The 19,061-nt window shown below is 44.2% G+C and carries 19 protein-coding genes; all 19 read right to left on the bottom strand.

Translation table 11 applies throughout. The annotated features are described in order from the left end of the window. Nucleotides 1-12: 12 nt before the first annotated feature. Nucleotides 13-1,149, bottom strand: a complete 1,137-nt coding sequence (gene flhB, locus MAR181_RS04210) for a flagellar biosynthesis protein FlhB (RefSeq protein WP_013795352.1) — start codon at nucleotides 1,147-1,149, stop codon at nucleotides 13-15. Beyond that, nucleotides 1,142-1,924 (bottom strand): flagellar biosynthetic protein FliR, encoded by a 783-nt coding sequence (fliR, locus tag MAR181_RS04205; protein ID WP_013795351.1) that lies wholly within the window; start codon nucleotides 1,922-1,924, stop codon nucleotides 1,142-1,144. The genes flhB and fliR overlap by 8 nt, the downstream gene beginning before the upstream one ends. Further along, entirely contained in the window at nucleotides 1,924-2,193 is a 270-nt protein-coding gene (fliQ, locus tag MAR181_RS04200; protein ID WP_013795350.1) for a flagellar biosynthesis protein FliQ, read from the bottom strand. The genes fliR and fliQ overlap by 1 nt, the downstream gene beginning before the upstream one ends. A gap of 2 nt (nucleotides 2,194-2,195) precedes the next feature. Beyond that, nucleotides 2,196-2,933: a flagellar type III secretion system pore protein FliP gene (fliP, locus tag MAR181_RS04195; protein ID WP_013795349.1), complete on the bottom strand. Its 738-nt coding sequence runs from the start codon at nucleotides 2,931-2,933 to the stop codon at nucleotides 2,196-2,198. Further along, nucleotides 2,930-3,334: a flagellar biosynthetic protein FliO gene (gene fliO, locus MAR181_RS04190; RefSeq protein WP_245546204.1), complete on the bottom strand. Its 405-nt coding sequence runs from the start codon at nucleotides 3,332-3,334 to the stop codon at nucleotides 2,930-2,932. Before fliO ends, fliP begins: the two co-directional genes overlap by 4 nt. A gap of 22 nt (nucleotides 3,335-3,356) precedes the next feature. Further along, nucleotides 3,357-3,824 carry a flagellar motor switch protein FliN gene (fliN, locus tag MAR181_RS04185; protein ID WP_013795347.1) on the bottom strand — a complete coding sequence of 156 codons (468 nt, stop codon included), beginning with the start codon at nucleotides 3,822-3,824 and terminating at the stop codon, nucleotides 3,357-3,359. A gap of 1 nt (nucleotide 3,825) precedes the next feature. Then, nucleotides 3,826-4,803 (bottom strand): flagellar motor switch protein FliM, encoded by a 978-nt coding sequence (gene fliM, locus MAR181_RS04180; protein ID WP_013795346.1) that lies wholly within the window; start codon nucleotides 4,801-4,803, stop codon nucleotides 3,826-3,828. A 6-nt stretch (nucleotides 4,804-4,809) separates the two neighbouring features. After that, on the bottom strand, nucleotides 4,810-5,319 hold the full coding sequence (locus MAR181_RS04175) for a flagellar basal body-associated FliL family protein (RefSeq protein WP_013795345.1): 510 nt from the start codon (nucleotides 5,317-5,319) through the stop codon (nucleotides 4,810-4,812). Nucleotides 5,320-5,448: 129 nt separating this feature from the next. Beyond that, a complete protein-coding gene (locus tag MAR181_RS04170) occupies nucleotides 5,449-7,389 on the bottom strand; it encodes a flagellar hook-length control protein FliK (RefSeq protein ID WP_013795344.1) in 1,941 nt (646 codons plus the stop codon). A gap of 45 nt (nucleotides 7,390-7,434) precedes the next feature. Then, on the bottom strand, nucleotides 7,435-9,144 hold the full coding sequence (locus MAR181_RS04165) for a fused response regulator/phosphatase (RefSeq protein ID WP_013795343.1): 1,710 nt from the start codon (nucleotides 9,142-9,144) through the stop codon (nucleotides 7,435-7,437). 5 nt (nucleotides 9,145-9,149) lie between these two features. Beyond that, a complete protein-coding gene (locus MAR181_RS04160; protein ID WP_013795342.1) occupies nucleotides 9,150-9,452 on the bottom strand; it encodes an STAS domain-containing protein in 303 nt (100 codons plus the stop codon). 30 nt (nucleotides 9,453-9,482) lie between these two features. Continuing rightward, nucleotides 9,483-11,360, bottom strand: coding sequence for a hypothetical protein (locus tag MAR181_RS04155; protein WP_013795341.1), 1,878 nt, complete (start codon nucleotides 11,358-11,360; stop codon nucleotides 9,483-9,485). 9 nt (nucleotides 11,361-11,369) lie between these two features. Further along, a complete protein-coding gene (locus tag MAR181_RS04150) occupies nucleotides 11,370-13,271 on the bottom strand; it encodes a hypothetical protein (protein WP_013795340.1) in 1,902 nt (633 codons plus the stop codon). A 45-nt stretch (nucleotides 13,272-13,316) separates the two neighbouring features. Next, nucleotides 13,317-13,751 (bottom strand): flagellar export protein FliJ, encoded by a 435-nt coding sequence (gene fliJ, locus MAR181_RS04145; protein WP_013795339.1) that lies wholly within the window; start codon nucleotides 13,749-13,751, stop codon nucleotides 13,317-13,319. Between the two features lie 53 nt (nucleotides 13,752-13,804). Beyond that, nucleotides 13,805-15,136 (bottom strand): flagellar protein export ATPase FliI, encoded by a 1,332-nt coding sequence (gene fliI, locus MAR181_RS04140; RefSeq protein ID WP_013795338.1) that lies wholly within the window; start codon nucleotides 15,134-15,136, stop codon nucleotides 13,805-13,807. Between the two features lie 2 nt (nucleotides 15,137-15,138). Next, the gene (locus tag MAR181_RS04135; protein ID WP_013795337.1) at nucleotides 15,139-15,942 is read right to left on the bottom strand and encodes a FliH/SctL family protein; all 804 of its coding nucleotides are present in this window, start codon (nucleotides 15,940-15,942) and stop codon (nucleotides 15,139-15,141) included. A 7-nt stretch (nucleotides 15,943-15,949) separates the two neighbouring features. Then, a complete protein-coding gene (gene fliG, locus MAR181_RS04130; RefSeq protein ID WP_013795336.1) occupies nucleotides 15,950-16,963 on the bottom strand; it encodes a flagellar motor switch protein FliG in 1,014 nt (337 codons plus the stop codon). After that, nucleotides 16,963-18,636: a flagellar basal-body MS-ring/collar protein FliF gene (fliF, locus tag MAR181_RS04125; protein WP_013795335.1), complete on the bottom strand. Its 1,674-nt coding sequence runs from the start codon at nucleotides 18,634-18,636 to the stop codon at nucleotides 16,963-16,965. The genes fliG and fliF overlap by 1 nt, the downstream gene beginning before the upstream one ends. A gap of 27 nt (nucleotides 18,637-18,663) precedes the next feature. Then, the gene (fliE, locus tag MAR181_RS04120) at nucleotides 18,664-19,026 is read right to left on the bottom strand and encodes a flagellar hook-basal body complex protein FliE (RefSeq protein WP_013795334.1); all 363 of its coding nucleotides are present in this window, start codon (nucleotides 19,024-19,026) and stop codon (nucleotides 18,664-18,666) included. Nucleotides 19,027-19,061 lie beyond the last annotated feature (35 nt).

Below are 19,061 nucleotides of genomic sequence, written 5' to 3'. Positions count from 1 at the left end.
TTAAAAACATGATCAATTACCATCCCATTGAAATTCATCAGGCACATCTAAATTGGGCATAACATCTGGCATTGGCGCACCAGTCCGAGCATTACGCAACTGGTAGACATATGCCAACAACTGAGCAACAACCTTAAACAAGCCTTGCGGTATTTCCTCGCCAATTTCCGTATGGTGATAAACCGCACGAGCCAAAGCAGGTGATTGTATCACAGGGATATCATAATGATTGCCCACTTCACGAATCTTCAACGCGATAAAATCCCCACCCTTTGCTAGCAAAACAGGGGCTTCGCCACTCACTTGATCGTATTTTAGCGCCACCGAAAAGTGTGTCGGGTTGGTAATAATAACATCCGCCTCAGGAACATCAGACATCATTCGACTCATCGCTGCCTGACGCTGTAATTGGCGAATACGACCTCGTACCAAGGGGTCGCCTTCCTGCTGTTTAAATTCGTCTTTCACTTCTTGCTTGGTCATTTTCAATTTTTCCTTATGAGACCAAACCTGAAACGGCACATCAATCGCCGCAATAAAGACCAAAGCCAAAGTCACAAAAATAAATGACCAAATAATAATATCAATGCCATGTTCCATCGCCAGCTCTATATTTTGAAACGTCAAGCCAATGGTTTCGGGCAAAAAATGCAGCACGACCAAGACTGAAATAAGCGTTACCAAACTCACCTTAGCAATGGATTTTAATAACTCAACAAGAGACTGCACAGAGAACATCCGCTTGAGTCCAGCAATAGGATTCATTTTACTCAGTTTTGGCGTTAAAGGCTCCCATGAAAAGTTCAAGCCTCCTAACGCAATACTACCAATAACGCCCGCTACCGCGAGTACAGACATCAACAACACCATTGAATCCATCATGGCTACCACCGACTCATAAAGGTGGAACACCATGCGATTCAGGTCAAACAAATCGGCTCGATCTACCAAGAAGTTAAAGTCAAACAAGATTACTAAATCTCTAACCAGTAAAGTACCGGTACCATATAAAGTCACAGCCGCCACAATCAATAAGAGCGCCGTACTCAAATCCTTAGAACGAGGAATATTACCCTTGTTACGAGCATCTTGAAGCTTCTTACTACTGGCACTTTCCGTTTTTTCGCTACCATCTTCGTTTTCAGCCATTGACTTGAATCCCCCACGTGACCTTAAGCCAGTTTGTCATCTCTTCAAAGAATAAAGTATAGATGCGCAAAAACTCTTCCAACATAATCCAAAAGAAAAACAGGGAAAACAGCATAATAATCGGAAAACCAAGCGCAAAGATGTTTAACTGTGGCGATGCTTTTGCCACCACCCCAAACGCCAAGTTAATAATAAGAACGGCTATCGCCAAAGGCAATACGATCAACAACGCCTTCTCAAACATCCAACCACCAAGCAACACTAACTGCCAATATCGCTGACTATCAAAACCACCACCAATTGGCCAATAGGTAAAACTTTCCGCCAAATATTCAATCATAACCAAATGGCCATTTGTTCCCAAAAAAGCCAGTGCTACCATAGAAAGATAATACTGTCCTAACGTGGCTACCGAAATACCGTTAGCCGGATCATTTGACATAGCAAAACCTAAGCCCGCCTTCATAGCTGCGAGCTGACCTGCCAAGGAAAACAACTGGAATAAAATCGTCACCACAAACCCAAGCACGAAACCAATCACCAACTGCTCCGCTATTAACAGAATATAGCCGGGCGAAATAGGATCATATGGCGGCACATTAATCACTGGCGTGATAATGATAGACACAATAAATGCAAAAGAAATTCGAACGGGTGGGCTGACCAATCGACTACCAAACAATGGTAAAGCCATAAAAAAGGCGCCGATACGAAAGAAAGGCAATAGAAAACTGATGGTTAATTCGAGTAGCTGTTCAGTATTAAGCTCAAGCATTAGCCGATTATCATTGGGATATTAATAAACAGGTTAGTAGTGAAATCCATCAATTTCGTTAAAATCCAAGGACCAAGCTGCATAATCACTAAAATCGTCACGATCAACCTTGGCAAAAACGACAAGGTCTGCTCATTTATCTGTGTTGCCGCTTGAAACACACTGACCATCAAACCCACCAGCAAACTTGGCATCATCACCACGCCAACAATCAAGACAATGAGATAAAAGCCTTGTCCGTATAGATCCAATACCACCTGCGGGTTCATAACTAAATCCCAAAGCTCGCTGCTAATGTCCCCATAATCATAGCCCAACCATCCACCATGACAAAGAGCATAATTTTGAATGGCAATGAGATAATGACTGGAGACAACATCATCATACCCATGGCCATCAACACACTGGCCACCACCATATCAACAATCAAAAAGGGAATAAAAATCATGAATCCAATTTGAAATGCGGTCTTTAACTCACTCGTCACAAAGGCAGGCATTAGAATGGTAAATGGCAAACTATCCAAAGAATCAATACTGCCTTCTCGCCCCGCTAACTTCACAAAAAGATTGATATCATCTTCCCGAGTCTGAGCCAGCATGAAATCTCGAATTGGACCTGACGCGGCTTCAACCGCTTGCACCGACGTCATCTCTTCATTTAGATACGGCTGCAACGCTACTTGATTCACTCGATCCAATGTTGGCGTCATAATAAACAAGGTTAGAAACAAGGCCATTCCAATCATAATCTGATTAGACGGCGTTTGCTGCAAACCAATAGCCTGACGCAGAATGGCCAACACCACAACGATACGAGTAAACGACGTCATCATCATTAAGGCAGCGGGCAACAGCGTCAAGGCTGTCATAATGAAAAGAATTTGCAGAGAAACTGAATATTCCTGACTACCATCAGGATTGGTTACAAGCTTAACGGCTGGCAACCCGACTTCAGCCCAAGACAAACATGGCAGCAGTAGCAAAGACAATAACAGCAGGCGAATCATTTACCTTTTTCCTCCGCCGAGGCGGATTGCTGTTGAGCCTCAGCCAATTCATTGGTGAAGGAAGCGCCTCTGGCCGGAAAACTTTTAAGATGTGAAATAGTGTGACCAGTTACCCCAATCAAAACTTTTTCATGCTCAACTTCAAGCAGCATGATTTTTTCCTTGGCACCTAAAGACTGAACGCTTAGTATTTTAATGTCCGATTGGCGGCCCAACTTCATCTGGGTCAACTGAAACCGCTTCACCAACCATAAACAGGCTGGAATGAAAGCAACAATAAACACCAAAGAAGCAACCACTTTCCACATAGAGGAAGCGACAGACATTTCCTGTACGCCAGATGCAGAAACGCCAGCAGCATACAGAATGATACTACTGGCCAACATAACTTTATTGAACATTGATAAAATCAAAGTAGACTACTTACTTAAGGCGTTTAATACGCTCCGAAGGACTCACAACATCCGTCAGACGAATACCATATTTGTCATTCACCACAACCACCTCTCCATGAGCGATTAGGGTGCCATTAACTAACACATCCAACGGCTCACCAGCAAAGCGATCTAACTCAACAACCGAACCTTGCGTTAGCTGCATCAAATTGCGAATGGCAATGTCTGTATTACCCAACTCCATCGACAATACAACTGGAATATCCATAATAAGGTCTAGATCAGACCCGATGCCACCTTCCGGCACATTTGGTGCCGTCAAGGTTTCCAATTTAACAGGTTCCGCTTCCTGCTCATTCATGGCAGCGGCCCATTCATCGTCCACAGCACCTTCATCCGAATCGCCAGTCTCACCCGCTTCGGTCATAGCGGCTGCCCACTCATCCGCCAAGTTCTCGTCCATTCCTTCTTGATCTGGAGATTGCTCTTCTGCCATGCTATTTCGTTACCTTGTTCGATTTAATATTTTCTGTCACCTGAATCGAATAGCGTTCATTACTGACGCCCAATTTCCCTTTAAAGCTCGGTACACCATTAGCACGAACCGTAATGTATTCAGGCATTTCCACAGGGATAATATCGCCCGCTTTGTATTTCAAAATTTCTCTCAGTGTAGCCTTTTTATTGGTGACATTCACTGAGAGTTTAACACCAATATCTTGAACATCCTGCTCTAGAGATTTACCCCAACGATCGTCTTTTTCATCGACATCACTTTGCACACCAGCATCTAGCAGCTCTCGAACAGGCTCAATCATCGAATAAGGCAAGGTAATGTGCAGTTCACCACCACCACCATCCAATTCGATATGGAATGTTGATACCACAACCACTTCACTCGGGCTAACAATGTTTGCCATCGCCGGATTCACTTCCGAACTTATGTATTCAAGCTCCAGCTTAAGAACCGGTGCCCATGCTTCAGTGAGATCCACAAACACTTGTTCTAACATCAACTGGACAATACGAATTTCAGTAGGCGTAAACTCACGACCTTCAATTTTGGCGTGACGACCATCACCACCAAAAAAATTATCCACCAGCTTAAAAACGAGCTTGGCATCTAATATAAACAAAGCGGTGCTGCGTAACGGGCGAAATTTCACCAAATTCAAGCTTGTTGGAACGTACAAAGTATGCACATACTCACCAAATTTCATTACTTGCAAACCACCAGAAGACACATCGGCCGTACGTCGCAACATATTAAACAAGCTGATCCGCGTGTAACGCGCAAATCGCTCATTTATCATTTCCAACGTCGGCATTCGCCCACGAACGATGCGCTCTTGACTGGTTATATCATAGGACGCGACACCATTTGCATCTGCATTATCATCGTCAGCCGGCTTCTCATCCGCGCCATGTAAGAGCGCATCAATCTCGTCCTGGGATAATAAATCTTGAGCTGACATAATCTTTTACTGCATCACAAAATTAGTAAACAAAACGCCATCAATGCCGCCCTGTCCAGTTTCTTGCTCAAGGATACCATTAATGGAATCCAACGCCGCAAGCTTCAATGCCTCTTTACCTTCCGTCGTCTTTAATTCATCAAACGATTGACTGGAAAAAAGCAATACCAAGCTGTTTCGAATCAATGGCATATGGGATGTCACCGCTTCCATTTGTTCTTCATTCTTCGACTTAATTGTCATGTTTAATTGCACATAGCGCTGTCGATCATTCACCATCATATCAATCGTAAAAGCCGGCTCCAGCGTCAAATAAATCGATGGTTCATTGGCTAAAGCTGCCGCTTCTGCCTCAGCAGGATCCACTGGCGAATCAGAACCACTAAACATCAAAAAATAGGCAGCTGCACCGCCACCCAATAACAAAACCACTAAAGCAATGATGATAATAAGTTTCTTTTTACCGCCTGACTTCCCTTCCTCGGAGCCAACATCTAAACCGTCTTCTTCAGCCATATTCCTAAACCTTAGGTGCAATCAATATTTTTAACGGATACCAACGCCAAACAACTAACTCTATATTCTACAAAGAATAATACAGAGCACCATCTATTTCTTAATCATTTATCAATCAACATTAGAGAATTAGGCATAAAAATCCACCCCTGTAGCAGAGACATAAGACATGACTCCAGGCATAACGTCATCCGTTTCTTCTTCCACACTGGCATCGGAATTATTCACTACCCCAGTCTGACGGGCATCTCTCTGAGTACCAGAAGTGTCTTGTTGAGACACATCCACTTCGGCACGGCTTAAATCTATGCCCTGTTGCGCTAACATATCACGCAAGCGCCCCATTTGCCCTTCTAATAAATCTCGTGCCTGTGTTGTTGCCGCGACAAAGTTTATCTGTGTATTAGAATCACTATCCACCGATACTTTTACTGTCAAACTCCCAAGCTCAGGTGGATCCAAGCGAATGCGTGCTGTATGACCACCCTCTCTAGCCACCCAAGCCACTTTCTGCCCCATCTCAGCCGCCCAGTTTGGATGCCCTGGCGGTACATTCATTGCCATATTCAACGGCTGATTTGCACTGACCACTTGACCTGCGACTCCCAACGAAGCTGCCGCCCGGCCCATTTGTTGATTGAACGATGAGCTCAATCCACCAACCTCATCCAGCTTCGCATCCACATTACCAGCCATACGACCTAACATGGCTTCATGCTCTTTCTTTCTAAGTTCTATAGGTTCATTTCCAATCACATCATCTGTCGTTAGCTCTGCTCCTTGCAATAAGTCTGTTGCTGAACCACCTGTAGAATCCGCATTTAATTTACCAGTAACCCCAAGTGCCAATCCAGCACCCGCACCAGCAAGAGAAGCCGACTTAACCAGCTCAACTTCCGGCGCCTCTGCCAACAAGCCTGTAACGACTCCATCAGTTGATGTTTTTCTCGGGGTCGAACTCATTTGATCAAGTACCCAAGATAATTCTTCATCACTTCCTGCAACCTCTTGCCCCTGAGTCACAGCCTGATTTACTCCAGTCGCAACCGCCGCAGCGACAGGGGCCATTGCAATAACACCTGTCTCATTTACTTTCTTTAAGTCGATTCCGTCAAGCTTCGAGGCTTCCGCAACCTGACCATTAACCAGACTATTAGGCACAGCATCAACTTGGCCACTAGGCAAACCTTCAATAGATACACCACCAACTTGGCCACTAGGCAAACCTTCAATAGGCAAACCATCAACTTGAATAGCGGCTTGACCAAGTTCTTGATGTGCAGAAGCGCTAATTCCAGGCAGAGACTGAACGTCAGATGGCTGAACAACAGACGAGGGATCTAATAATGAGCCTTCCACTTGACCGGCATCCATCAAGCCTTGCTGACGGGGCACACTGTTGGCCAATGCATGCTCATCTCCCACAACCACATCATCTAAAGAAACGTCCGTCTCTAGCAACTCTGTCTTGCTCGCACCAACCTCCGAAGCCACCTCACCATCATTTGACAAAGTCATCTTTTGATTAAGCTCTGGTGATTTCTGCAACGCTTCAACCGCAGCACTTGCTGTAACAACCTGCCCACCAAGCAACATAGCCTTATCACCATTGGCAAGATCACTTGATTCAGGAGAAGCTTCGCCACTCAACTGCAATTTTTTGCCGCTTTCATCAACTTGATTTGAATTAGATACAACCGACTGCGCCCCTTTTTCAGCCTCTGCATTATCTGATTTTGAATGAACCGAATGCGTCTCATCTGCCTTACTCTGAACAGGAGACGGAACCGTTTTCGAAGCAACGGTAGATTCTTTTTCAGACGGATTAATGCTGTCATCTTTTGTACTGGGATGACTTGATTTATCTGATATTGCGGAGGATTGACGCGGTTCATCAGTGCTGACGACTCTGGGCTTGTCGTCGCGTTTGTTACTCGATATAACGTCTTTTGCCCGGTTAAAATCCTCCGAAAAAGCCGCACCTTGTTTTTCTGGCGCTCTGACCATCGACGATTTTTTGGCCGTTGAAGCGGAAGCAATCGGTAATAGGGTATTAGAATCTGTTCGCATAATATCCTCCAAAGATATGAAGGGCTATGCAATTGCAAGGCCAACCTAGTCGTCTTGACCTACTTGCCAGTGATAATAGGCTGTTACACCACGCCCGCCTTTACAAAACTCAAGCTTATGGCACAACTGATCCAATAGCGCCAAACCCCGATTATAAAGAAGTTCACTGCTCGACATGTCAAAGTTAACATTCTGATAATCAAACCCAGAGCCGCTATCTTCAACGTACAAAGCCAACACCCGTTCATTATCGCTAGAGGTAACCTTCACAGAAATTTTAACAAAACCGTCTTTAAGTGCAGCCAGCCTTTGCTCTCGCTCATCGTAATATTGAGAAAAACCATCGCTGGAACTCTTCTTATCCGATTTAAGACCGAGCACACCATGCTCTAGCGCATTGGAATACAGCTCAGATAAGATCATAAAAACTTGACTGGAAAAACTACTCAACCCAGGTACTGTCGTGATAATTTGCAACACGTACGGTAAAGGATCCGTATTACGCAATGAATCAGCATTAAGTACATATTCAAATGAAAAGTCTGCCGGTGCTTCATGATGACTGGTAGGCACGCCATGATCATGGGACTCAATGCCAATATTGCTATCCAAACGAATTGACAAACACGAAATATCATCATGTGGGTTTTCAAGCACCCCCTCTTGAGTCAGCTGCTCAACCATCCAATCTAATGCTTGATCATCTGCTATCTCACCCTCATACAAAGGATTCAAAACGGAATGACAAAACATAGCGCCAGACTTATCTTGCGCCTCATAAACACCATCGGAAAACACCACAAGACGGTTACCTGGCACAAAGGTCACAGGATCAATTTGGCACTCAAAAACATCTGGAGGCAAGATACCAAGAGGTAAATTTTTTGATTCAAAACGCACTGGCACTTTGGATTGTTGAGAAAAAAATAACAAATCAGGCAAGCCGCCGTTCCAAATATCAATGCTTTTATTATTAACTTTAATATCAATAAACGCCGCACTACAAAACATATTTGCTGGCAAGATACTTTTTAATCTGGCATTAATTTCAGGAATAATTTGCCGCATCAAAAAGCCTTTTTTAGTCCAATCAAAGAAGATATCCGCCAATGGCAAGGCACCAATCGCCGCCGACAAACCATGCCCTGTAAAATCTCCCAATAGCAAATGCATTCCACCATTTGGCTTATAAGCAGCCAAAATAACATCACCATTAAATGTGTGAGTGCCATAGTGAACAGTTGATAGGGCAGGATCTTTTAAACAATTGGAGTGAGTAATGTTTTCATAAACAACTTTAGCGACATTCTGATCATGCACCAACTGTTCATTATAAAGGGACATAGCATCCCTTTGCTCTTCCAATGTTTTTTGCATCACTAGAAGGCGCACAATGGCATTTAACTTTGCCGTAATTAACGCAGGACTGTAGGGTTTAGAGATGAAATCAGTGCCACCGATGCGCAAGCAGTTGGACAAAGCGATAGGATCCGCCACACCAGAAAGGAAAATAATAGGAACAAACAGATCTCCAGCTGCACGCTGAATTTCCAAAGCCGCCTCCCAACCATCTTTGCGCGGCATTTTAACATCCAGACAAACTAATTGAATGGTGTCAGGGTCAAACTTTTCTACTGCATCCTGACCATCGACAGCTGAAATAACATTGTGACCAAACTGACTCAGAATCGCTTTCAATAAGATTCGGTCAGATGGGTTATCATCCGCGATAAGGATATTCAGGATTTGTTCCATACAATCTACTCTTCGATTTCAAAAAGTCGATGGAAGTTAGCAATTTTAAGAATATCCAATACTGCGCCATTCGGCTTCTTTAAATGTACATTCGCTTTTTCACCACCAGCGTGATCTCTTAGCAGTAACAGCATCCCTAAAGCAGAGCTGTCCAAATAGGTGACACGAGACAAATCAATCTCGTATGCAACAGCCTTATTTACTGAAACAAAAGCCTCTTTGAACAGCTTGTGACAGCTATAATCAAAACGTCCATCGATAGAAATCGTCAGGCATTCTGTTTTATCATCAAAAGAGCTCTCAACCACTGAACACCTCACAAGCCGCAATGAAAAGCACTACCATTCTTCCCATTCTTCATCTAAATCATCATCGACTGACTTTTGGCTTTTATCTTCCAATTCAGCCGATGTTTCGGTCGTTATTATTTCAATTCGCTTAACTATGTCTTCAACTGTTTCCCGAACTCTCATTAGTCTGGCGTTTCCAACACTTCGATCTGATTCGAGCAAAGATAAAGTAGTTCCAATCAAAGAGGACATTTCTTGCACCTGCCCCTGAACCTCACTTATGTCATGGTCAAGGTCAACTGCAAAACGGTGACGAATTGCGTCACTCTCCCCTTCGGTAGCCGCCAGACTGGATAATACGCCCGCTCTGACTTCATTCAGACAACGACTCACACTCTCCAAAAGAATAACATTTGATGACAAATCCTTTTCAACCAACAATAAACGCTGGATAACCATCTCATACCCTAACAGCAGAGAATCTTGAATTTGATCCGAAAGATCCATCACTTGGTGAACACTTAACTCTGGTACGGGTACAGATACAACAGGCAAAGGCCTTTCTACCTCAGAATCATTGTGGTCTGTTTTTGCGTCAATAAGGGATGCTATTTGTTGTAATTTAGTAATCTTTCCGGCCTGATCTGTAGTCATCACGAACTTATTACTTGCACGAATAACATCTGCTACTTTCACCCGAATCTCTTCAAGTGAATGCGCAAAAATCGCATAAGGTGAATTCTCACGCAAGAGACGGATCGGCGCATCCCATACATCCTTCGACATGAGCTTCAAACTATTGTACAAAACATCAAACTCAGCCGTTTCAGATTTGTGTTGAACCTGTATCAGATAACGCATACTAGACTCTTCACCTTGTACTTTAAATTGCCTTACCGTCAATTCGTATACGCCATCGGACAGAGACAGCCTTAACGCTTCATCAGACAATAAAATGGATTCCGACACCTGTTCTCCAACAGGTGAATCCAATCCCGGATCGATGCCAAACATAGACTCAAAAAACTGAGAGTTTTTATTCCATAGTCGCTCAGCGCCCTGAGTTTGCCAAACAATGTCTCGCTCTTCATTCACCATAAAAAATGGCAATTCAATGACAGACATCGCCTCATCAATTAATGACAAGCGACCTAGCTGCTGACGAATATCCATATCACGGGAAGAAATTTCATGATCAATTAAATGGCTTAAATCCGTTAATTCATCAACCAGTGGGCGTTCTGGTAACACAGAAGCATGACCATGTTTTCTGTGATCTATGACATGATGAATGGTCGCAAAGCCAGATGTCAGCTGACGATTTAAACGAGCCGCGAGTACGATCACCACAAGCACGATCACCACAAACAAACCAACAGGAGCCCAAACCATTCGACCAACAAACAATTCACGCTGATAATCGAGTGCCACACTGATTTGCATTAAGCGATCACCCAACGACTCTAATTTTTCAAATTCTTGATAAGCCTGAATACGCTCTTGGTTGGATAGAGGATAAGTGTCTAATTCTCGACCTGAAAACGCGATTAACAACGCCATTGCACCAGATATATCAGCCTCTTGAACATCGTCAAAACCAACAAGCTGGTCTTGAATTAGTTTATATTCACTAGTCAATATTTGATGGAAATGACTTGCAGGCGAGGTATTCAAATTGCCATCAATGGCTTTAAGATCTTCTACTAACAACCACTCTAACCAATGCTCTTCAGCACTGTGCACTAACCCTAACAATTCAGTCAGCTGCTCTTGCTTTGCATTTTGTTGCTGTAAATTGGTATTCACCAAATAATACAGACCAGCAAAAGCCAACAGCAAAAAAAACAGTAAAATAACAACTGTTTTATGCAGCCCATTAATTAATTCTTTTCGCGGTGCGCCAAACGGTGAATGCAATGTATTCATAGTTAATAATCACTTACAAGCTGTCGCTGATGACAAATGATCAGCGACAAAAGACAAATAGTTTTTTTTATCTAGTACAACAAGATCTTCATGTTCTAGGTCGTTACTAAGCTCGCGGCCACTCCTTAGCTCAAGTGATGGCGGCTCTTCGTACCAGTCGAAAGAAGCAAACTGCAATGCAACTGATAAGCCGTCAGCTTCAAGAATAACAGAAAAATCGAGACGAGAGTTTGTTTCTCTAAACCCTGACTCTAATGCATTCATGGTAATCAGTTCAATGCATTGATTCTGATTCGACAAAAAAGACCGTTCTTCTCGCCCTAAATCATCAACAAAGAAGAAGGAAGTCGGCGTTTGATTTGCAATCACATCCGCCACCAGCTCTGCTGATACTATTAGGCAAGCCTTTTGGCTTCTTCCCAAATAATACCCCTTCTTAACAGTACCCGAAACCGCTTCGGTCCTTATTTTTTGCAACTTTTTCTGATTGATCTCAAAAGCATTTAACCAAGGTTCAAGTAATAATTGACCAAATTTATCCTGCCAAATATTTTTTACACCCTGAATCTCATGATTAACCAACAAAGGAAACGCCTCTAGGCGACGAACAGAGCAAAAAGGAATCGCGACATGCCTCCCCGCCACAGTAACAATGAGAACATCCTGTTTCTCTACCTGATCAAATACCAAACAGGCCTCTTCTGGTGGCTTAGAAAATACCTTCAAGGATAAGACCAATCTAGCTTCTTGATTCACTGCAAACTCAACATACGCGACACCATCACGCCACACCAATTCATGCCAATCTACTTTGTGTAGAAAACTTTCTTGCTGGTCAAACACGTAGAAATGCGATAAATAGTCAATTTGATAAAGTGAACTTGGTAATACATCGTCTCCCATGCATGAACTAATATAAGGCGCTTGCGACTGCTCATCACTCGAGTCTGAGACCACAGCATAATATCGACCTAGAAGACGAAGCGGATACGCTTGCCCACCATCGGACAAAGTCGCTTTCTCGCCACTCTCAAAGGGAACAAATCTATGCGCCTCTTTGATGTCGTCATAATGCCCCCCATCAACATCAAAACAATTCGCAAAAGGCTGATAAAAAGCCTCTTTCATGCTGATTTCATAACGATTTAAAAGTCGATCACGCTCTGCATAAGACAATTTTTTTGGCTGAAACCAAGACAGAAAACCAGACATCATTAATTGCTTCGCCTGCCCATCAATACGAGACAAAGAGTCGTTTACCAAGGCTGAAGAAGGGGCTTCAGGCTTTTCAACATGATAAGATTCAAGTCGTCGCCAGATTAATTGCGGGAATCGTTCATTCAATCCCTCTATCGTTTGAATGGATTCCAAATAAAACACGCCAATCAAACCTTCCGCTTCCATCCTCTCCACCTGAAAAGCCACCTGACCAAACTCCGACAAAGCTCGTAGCAATGGCTCTATCGCCGTTTGTGACGAAGACGTTATTCGCCCTTCAAATCGATATTTTTCAGCAACTAATTCAACTTGAGATAGAAGATTATTAAGTTGTTGCCAACAAGGGTTATGTTCAGACAATACACGACTCTGGGCTTGTAAATAATCCCGGCCTAATGGCATGGCCATAGTAAGTTGAAATAAGGCATCGCTTGCCGTCAACATAACCTGCTGACAATCAAATCGATAAGGAGAACCTGAAGTGATTAGTTGCGCCACTAGGCACTGAAGAGAGGTAAGACGCTGATGAAATACAGGCAGATTAATGTCTGTTACATTCAAAGCAAAAGCTTCCAAAGCCAACTGCAAAGACAATAAAGAAGAGCGAGGTGTGATGGCATAACTTACAACAGCACTTTCAATGTCAACCATAGGGAAGGAAGCATCTACTTTCCCTAAATCACGTTCTGACATAGCAAGTCCTAACCATTGTCATAATCCCCTCAGACCGGTTTTTCGCTATCGGTTTGCATCAAAAAAACGCCGCATGGCGAATTCATCACTTTGACGCTGCTCTTTTTTCTCTTCGATGCTTTGCTCAATTTTTATATTTTTTTCTTTTAGCACATCCATACTCTTTGTTTTAGATCGAGCTTGCAGCCACAGTCGCATACTCATGTCTGCTTGTTGCTCCGCCCGTCCAACCGCCGCCTCTTGCTGCGCAATGGCCTGCTGAACCCGATCCACAAAGTGCTGATAATTGGTTGTTAGGTACGGGCTTAGGCCTAGCAAATTCCGCTCAGACTCATATTGCTGAGCATATTCTTTAAGTTCTGCCAGTTTCTGCACGTCGTGCAGCACTTTGGCTTTATCTCTTGCCAATTGCTGCGCCACAGAGTCTTCTTTACGCTTGGCAAGGTCGACCAATATTTGCATCCGATGAGATTTTTTCATGAGCAACCTATTTATTCACTCAATAAATAGTAGACGCTTTTGTAAGCTTACGTCTACTGCCCTTTGGTCATCGCCGTCACTAAAGCCTCTAAACTTTGATCTATGGTAAAGCTTTCCCCTAACGCTTGCTGCAAGAAACTGCGTATTTCAGGCATTTGCACAATAGCTTGATCCAAATCAGGATCACTGCCCTGAGCATAAGCACCAACTGAGATGATATCTTGATTCTGCTGGAACTTAGAATACAACTGCTTTACTCGCATGGCACCATATAAATGATCTTCGCTAACGATTTGAGGCATCGCTCGAGAGATCGATGCCTCAATATCAATCGCTGGATAATGACCTTCTTCCGCAAGACGTCTCGACAACACAATATGGCCATCTAAAATCGCTCTTGAAGCATCCGCAATGGGGTCTTGCTGATCATCACCCTCGGTCAGTACAGTATAAAAGGCTGTCACCGAACCACTGCCCTCATGACCATTACCAGCACGCTCAACCAACTGCGGCAATTTCGAAAAAACTGACGGCGGGTAACCCTTAGTCGCTGGCGGCTCCCCTACAGATAAGGCGATTTCCCTCTGTGCTTGTGCATAACGCGTCAGAGAGTCCATCAACAAAAGAACATTCTTCCCCTGATCACGATAATATTCAGCAATACGAGTCGCCAGCATAGCGGCTCGAAGCCGCATCAAAGCGGAATCATCAGCTGGTGAAGCGACTACCACAGAGCGTGCTAACCCTTCTTCACCAAGAATTTGCTCAATAAACTCTTTAACTTCTCGCCCACGCTCACCAATCAAGCCCACAATGGTAATGTCAGCTTCGGTAAAACGCGTCATCATACCGAGTAAAATACTCTTACCTACACCACTACCAGCAAATAACCCAAGCCGTTGACCCTTACCAACAGTTAACAAGCTATTGATAGCCTTAATGCCCACATCTAAGGTTTCAGTTATGGGCTTGCGCTGTAAAGGATTAATAATACCCCCATGAAGACCAACAGAATCTTGGGTATTAATCGGTCCCTTACCATCCAAAGGCTTACCTAAGCCGTTCACGACTCGTCCTAGTAATTCGTCTCCAACAGGCATTTTACTTTCATCTAATAGGGGGCGAACACGTGCTCCAGGCGAGATACCTTCAATGGCTTCAGTTGGCATCAAATAGGTGAGATCTCCGGTGAAACCAACCACCTCGGATTCCACCCAACGCTCTTTTCCTACCTGAACCGCACAACGATCCCCCAACGCCACCACACAGCCAACCGCTTCCATGGTTAAACCAACCATGCGCGTTACCTTACCTTCCAACTGAGGCTGGTAAGGTGAAGTGAATGCGTTATTTAATTTGGCGAGTCTTTCTTCAAGTGTGGGCACGATTAATCCTGCTCAGTCGAAGTAAGCTGACGAAGCTCTTCGTAAACCGCTACTAGGCGTTGTTCAACACGTCCGTCAATATGAAAGGATTTCGAATCTAGAACAAAACCACCACTGACCATGGCATCGTCTTCTTCTATTTGTATTGTGAGCCTATCCTTCACTCCTATCGCATCTAACACGGCGACATCTTCCGAATTTAAGCGAATACGAATACGGCCTTCGTATTCGCCAATTTCATCAAACACTCTGAGCAACTGTTCTTTTAAGGACACTCGACCATCTTCTTGCATCTTACTTAGGCAAACATTTTCGACCATTCGAACCATAGTTTGATACAGTAAATTTTCAGCCGCTGTTCGACTCGCTTCCAGAGGTTGTGCTATCTCAGCAACCACAGCTTCGAGTAACTGCTCTACTTGAGCGAATTGATTTTTCGCAGCCTCTTGAGCCTGCTGTCGGCCTTCTTCCATACCAGCGGCTAATCCATCGGCTTGGCCTTTCTCATAACCATCTACTTCACCTTTTGAGAACCCGCCCTCATAACCTTGCTTATGACCTTCTTCTTCGCCTTGTATAAAACCTTCGTCATAAGCGGCAGACCGAATTTCTTCTAGTTGAGAGGCGGTTAAAGGTTCGTAAACCAATGAGTCTTGATCCACCTCTTCCGAGGTGATCACAGTATTTTTTTGAACCAGTATGGCGGGGCCTGTTGTTTCCTTAACGTCGTTGCTTTCTAGATGCGGAAGCTCCCAACGCTCATAAGCCGTTAGCTTACGCTCTTCTTTATTATCCTTATCAGACATACTCTAATTAAACCATCTGCTCGCCACCGCCACCGAGAACGATTTCACCGTTATCAGCAAGGCGTCTAGCAACGGCCAGAATCTCTTTCTGTGCTACTTCCACTTCGCTCACACGAACAGGGCCTTTGGCTTCCAAGTCGTCTTTCAGCATATCCGCGGCTCGGGAGGACATATTTTTGAAGATCTTTTCTTGCATATCTGGATCCGCCCCTTTCAAAGCCAGAATCAATGTCTCTGATTCCACTTCGCGTAAGATAACCTGAATACCACGGTCATCGACTTCCAATAGGTTATCAAACACAAACATCAAATCCTGGATGGTATTGGCCAGATCTTCATCCACATCACGGATAGATTCCATTAACTCTGTCTCAACGGAGCTGTCAATGAAGTTCATAATATTCGCCGCGGTTCGAACCCCACCAATAGTGGTCGATTGTGTTGAATTATTACCTGAGAATTGACGCTCTAGAATGTTGTTTAACTCTTGCAAAGCCGCAGGCTGAACCGTCTCAAGAGCGGCCACACGCAGCACAATATCCAAACGAACCCGTTCATCAAAATTGGCCAAAATATCAGCGGCTTGGTCAGGATCAAGATAGGAAATAACGATGGCTTGAATCTGCGGGTGCTCATAGCGAATCACATCCGCTACGGCTCTAGATTCCATCCATTTTAAAGTATCTAAACCAGTAGTACTCCCACCCAGTAAGATGCGATCAATTAAACTACCCGCTTTTTCTTCACCCAAGGCTTCACGAAGCATATTACGAATATAGCCATCCGACCCAAGCCCTAAACCAGTTTGATCACCAACCAGCACCAAGAAGTCGTCTAAGACTTTTTCAACTTGATGACGCTGAACGTTGGCCAACTGCGCCATCGTCTGACCAATTTTCTGGACTTCTTTTGGGCCCATGTGCTTTAGGACCTGAGCAGCATCAGATTCCCCCAGCGACATTAATAGCACTGCGGCTTTTTGAACTGAGGTTAAATCTGCGCCTTGACCTGTATCACTCATTAACTTTCCATTACCCACTGTTTAACAACTTGCGCTACACGTTCAGGCTCTTCAGCAATCAAACCGCGTATCGCATTAAGTTGACGATCAATTTTCTCAGGGGAACCTGGCACGAGAATATCCTCAGCACTCACGAGAGACACTTGATCGTCTGAAATTTCATCCGTCTCATCTGAGAATATAGCGGCTTCCGTGTCCTCTGCAACCGCAATTTTGTTTTGCTCACTAAGAGTTTTCAGTATAGGTCGAACCACAATGAGCAAGAGAATCAACACAAACACACCAACCAAAGTAGGTTGTAGTAGATTCAAGAACCAAGTCTGTTTATAGAATGGCGGCTCTATCACAGGCTCTTCTGGATCAGGTAACGCGAAAGGCGAATTGATCACACTAACACTGTCCCCACGCGACGGATCATAACCTACCGCATCCCGAACCAATAGGGTCAAACGACCAAGCTCATCATCGCTCCAAGGCGTTCGTACTATTGTTGATGTATCCGCATCTAAACTGGCCAAATCGTCGACAACCACAGCTACCGACAAACGTCGAACTGTGCCTTGTTGACGCTTGGTATAACTAATGCTTCGATCAAGCTCAAAATTACGAGTCGTTTCTTCGCGAGATTGACCATTACCCGCTGCTGAGTTACCACCAATCGGGGCACCATTCTCGTCAACAGCTTCAGGTGCCGTTACCGCCCCTGGTGGTTGATTTGTTAAAGCGCCAGGAATGCCACTGGCTGAAGCCCCCGCACTACGATTTTCCTTTAGTGTTTGCTCGCTTCGCAATGCCAACAAATCTGGGTTGTATTGTTCATCCGTCTTCTCAATAGCGGTAAAGTCCACATCGGCCGAAACTTCCGCTTTAAAACGCCCTTGTCCAACAACCGGGCCAAGGATGTTATTAACGCGCTGTAACAGCACATCTTCTACTTTACGAGCGTAGTCGAATTGCTTACCAGCAACCGATAATTCTGAATTAGAATCTTTCTCAGTCAACAAGGTACCACGCTGATCCACCACAGTGACATCTTTATCACTCAGCTGTGAAATACTCGACGCCACCAAATTCACAATCGCATCGACTTGACTACGATCTAAACGTCTACCTGGGTACAATTCAAGAAACACGGAGGCGGAAGGCTTTCTCGTATCACGCACAAAGACAGATTCTTTCGGTATGGCCAAATGAACTCGTGCTGATTTAATACTTTGTAAACTGGAAATGGTCCGACTCAACTCACCTTCTAAACCACGACGATAACGAGTCGTCTCAACAAACTGAGAAGTCCCCAGACCTTGTTCTTGGTCCATGATTTCCAGACCAACGATATTATCTGACACTATTCCCGAACCCGCTAATTTTAAACGAGCCTGATGATAGTAGTCCGCTTCCACTAATAATGCGCCCGTATTTTCATCTAACTTGAAGGGAATATTGTTCACACTGAGGATTTCAACGATCTGATCGGCGTTATAATCCGTAATGCTACTTAAGACAGGTTTATAGTCTGGGCCGTTTGTCCATAAAACGGCGGCCAAGCCAATTGCTATAGAGGCAGCTAAGCCGACCATTAAGGCCAACTGACGTATCACCGTTAGCTTGTTAAAGCCTGTGACTAATTCTAAATAGAGCTTACGCTCCGATTGTTCTGCAGGGACATTATCCATTAAAAAGCGCCAAGCGGTTTATCTAGCCTAAATCGGCATGTTCATGATTTTTTCGTACGCGTCTACAAGTTTGTTTCGTACTTGGGTCATTGCCTCAAAAGAGACACTGGACTTTTGTAGACCAATCATGACTTGAGGCAAATCCACCCCTTCGTCACCGCGCTCATAAGATTGGGCTAATTGCGTCGCATCTTGTTGTAACGAATTTACATTATCAACGGCACTTTTCAACATTTCAGCAAAATCGGCACGTTCCACCGCCTGACCAGCTTCCACATTGCCGCCAGGCTTTGCAACCTCAGATACCGCTGAGCCAGGTGCCTGAACCTGCGAGCGGAGATCCCTCATTTGGGATAACACTTGATTAATATCCGGTCGACCCGAAATCATGCTCTTCACCTAAAAAATCACATTTCATAAGCTTA

Source organism: Marinomonas posidonica IVIA-Po-181 (assembly GCF_000214215.1).
GTDB classification, from domain to species: Bacteria; Pseudomonadota; Gammaproteobacteria; order Pseudomonadales; family Marinomonadaceae; genus Marinomonas; species Marinomonas posidonica.
Note: the sequence above shows the minus strand (reverse complement) of the source record. Positions and strands in the feature narration are given on the sequence as shown.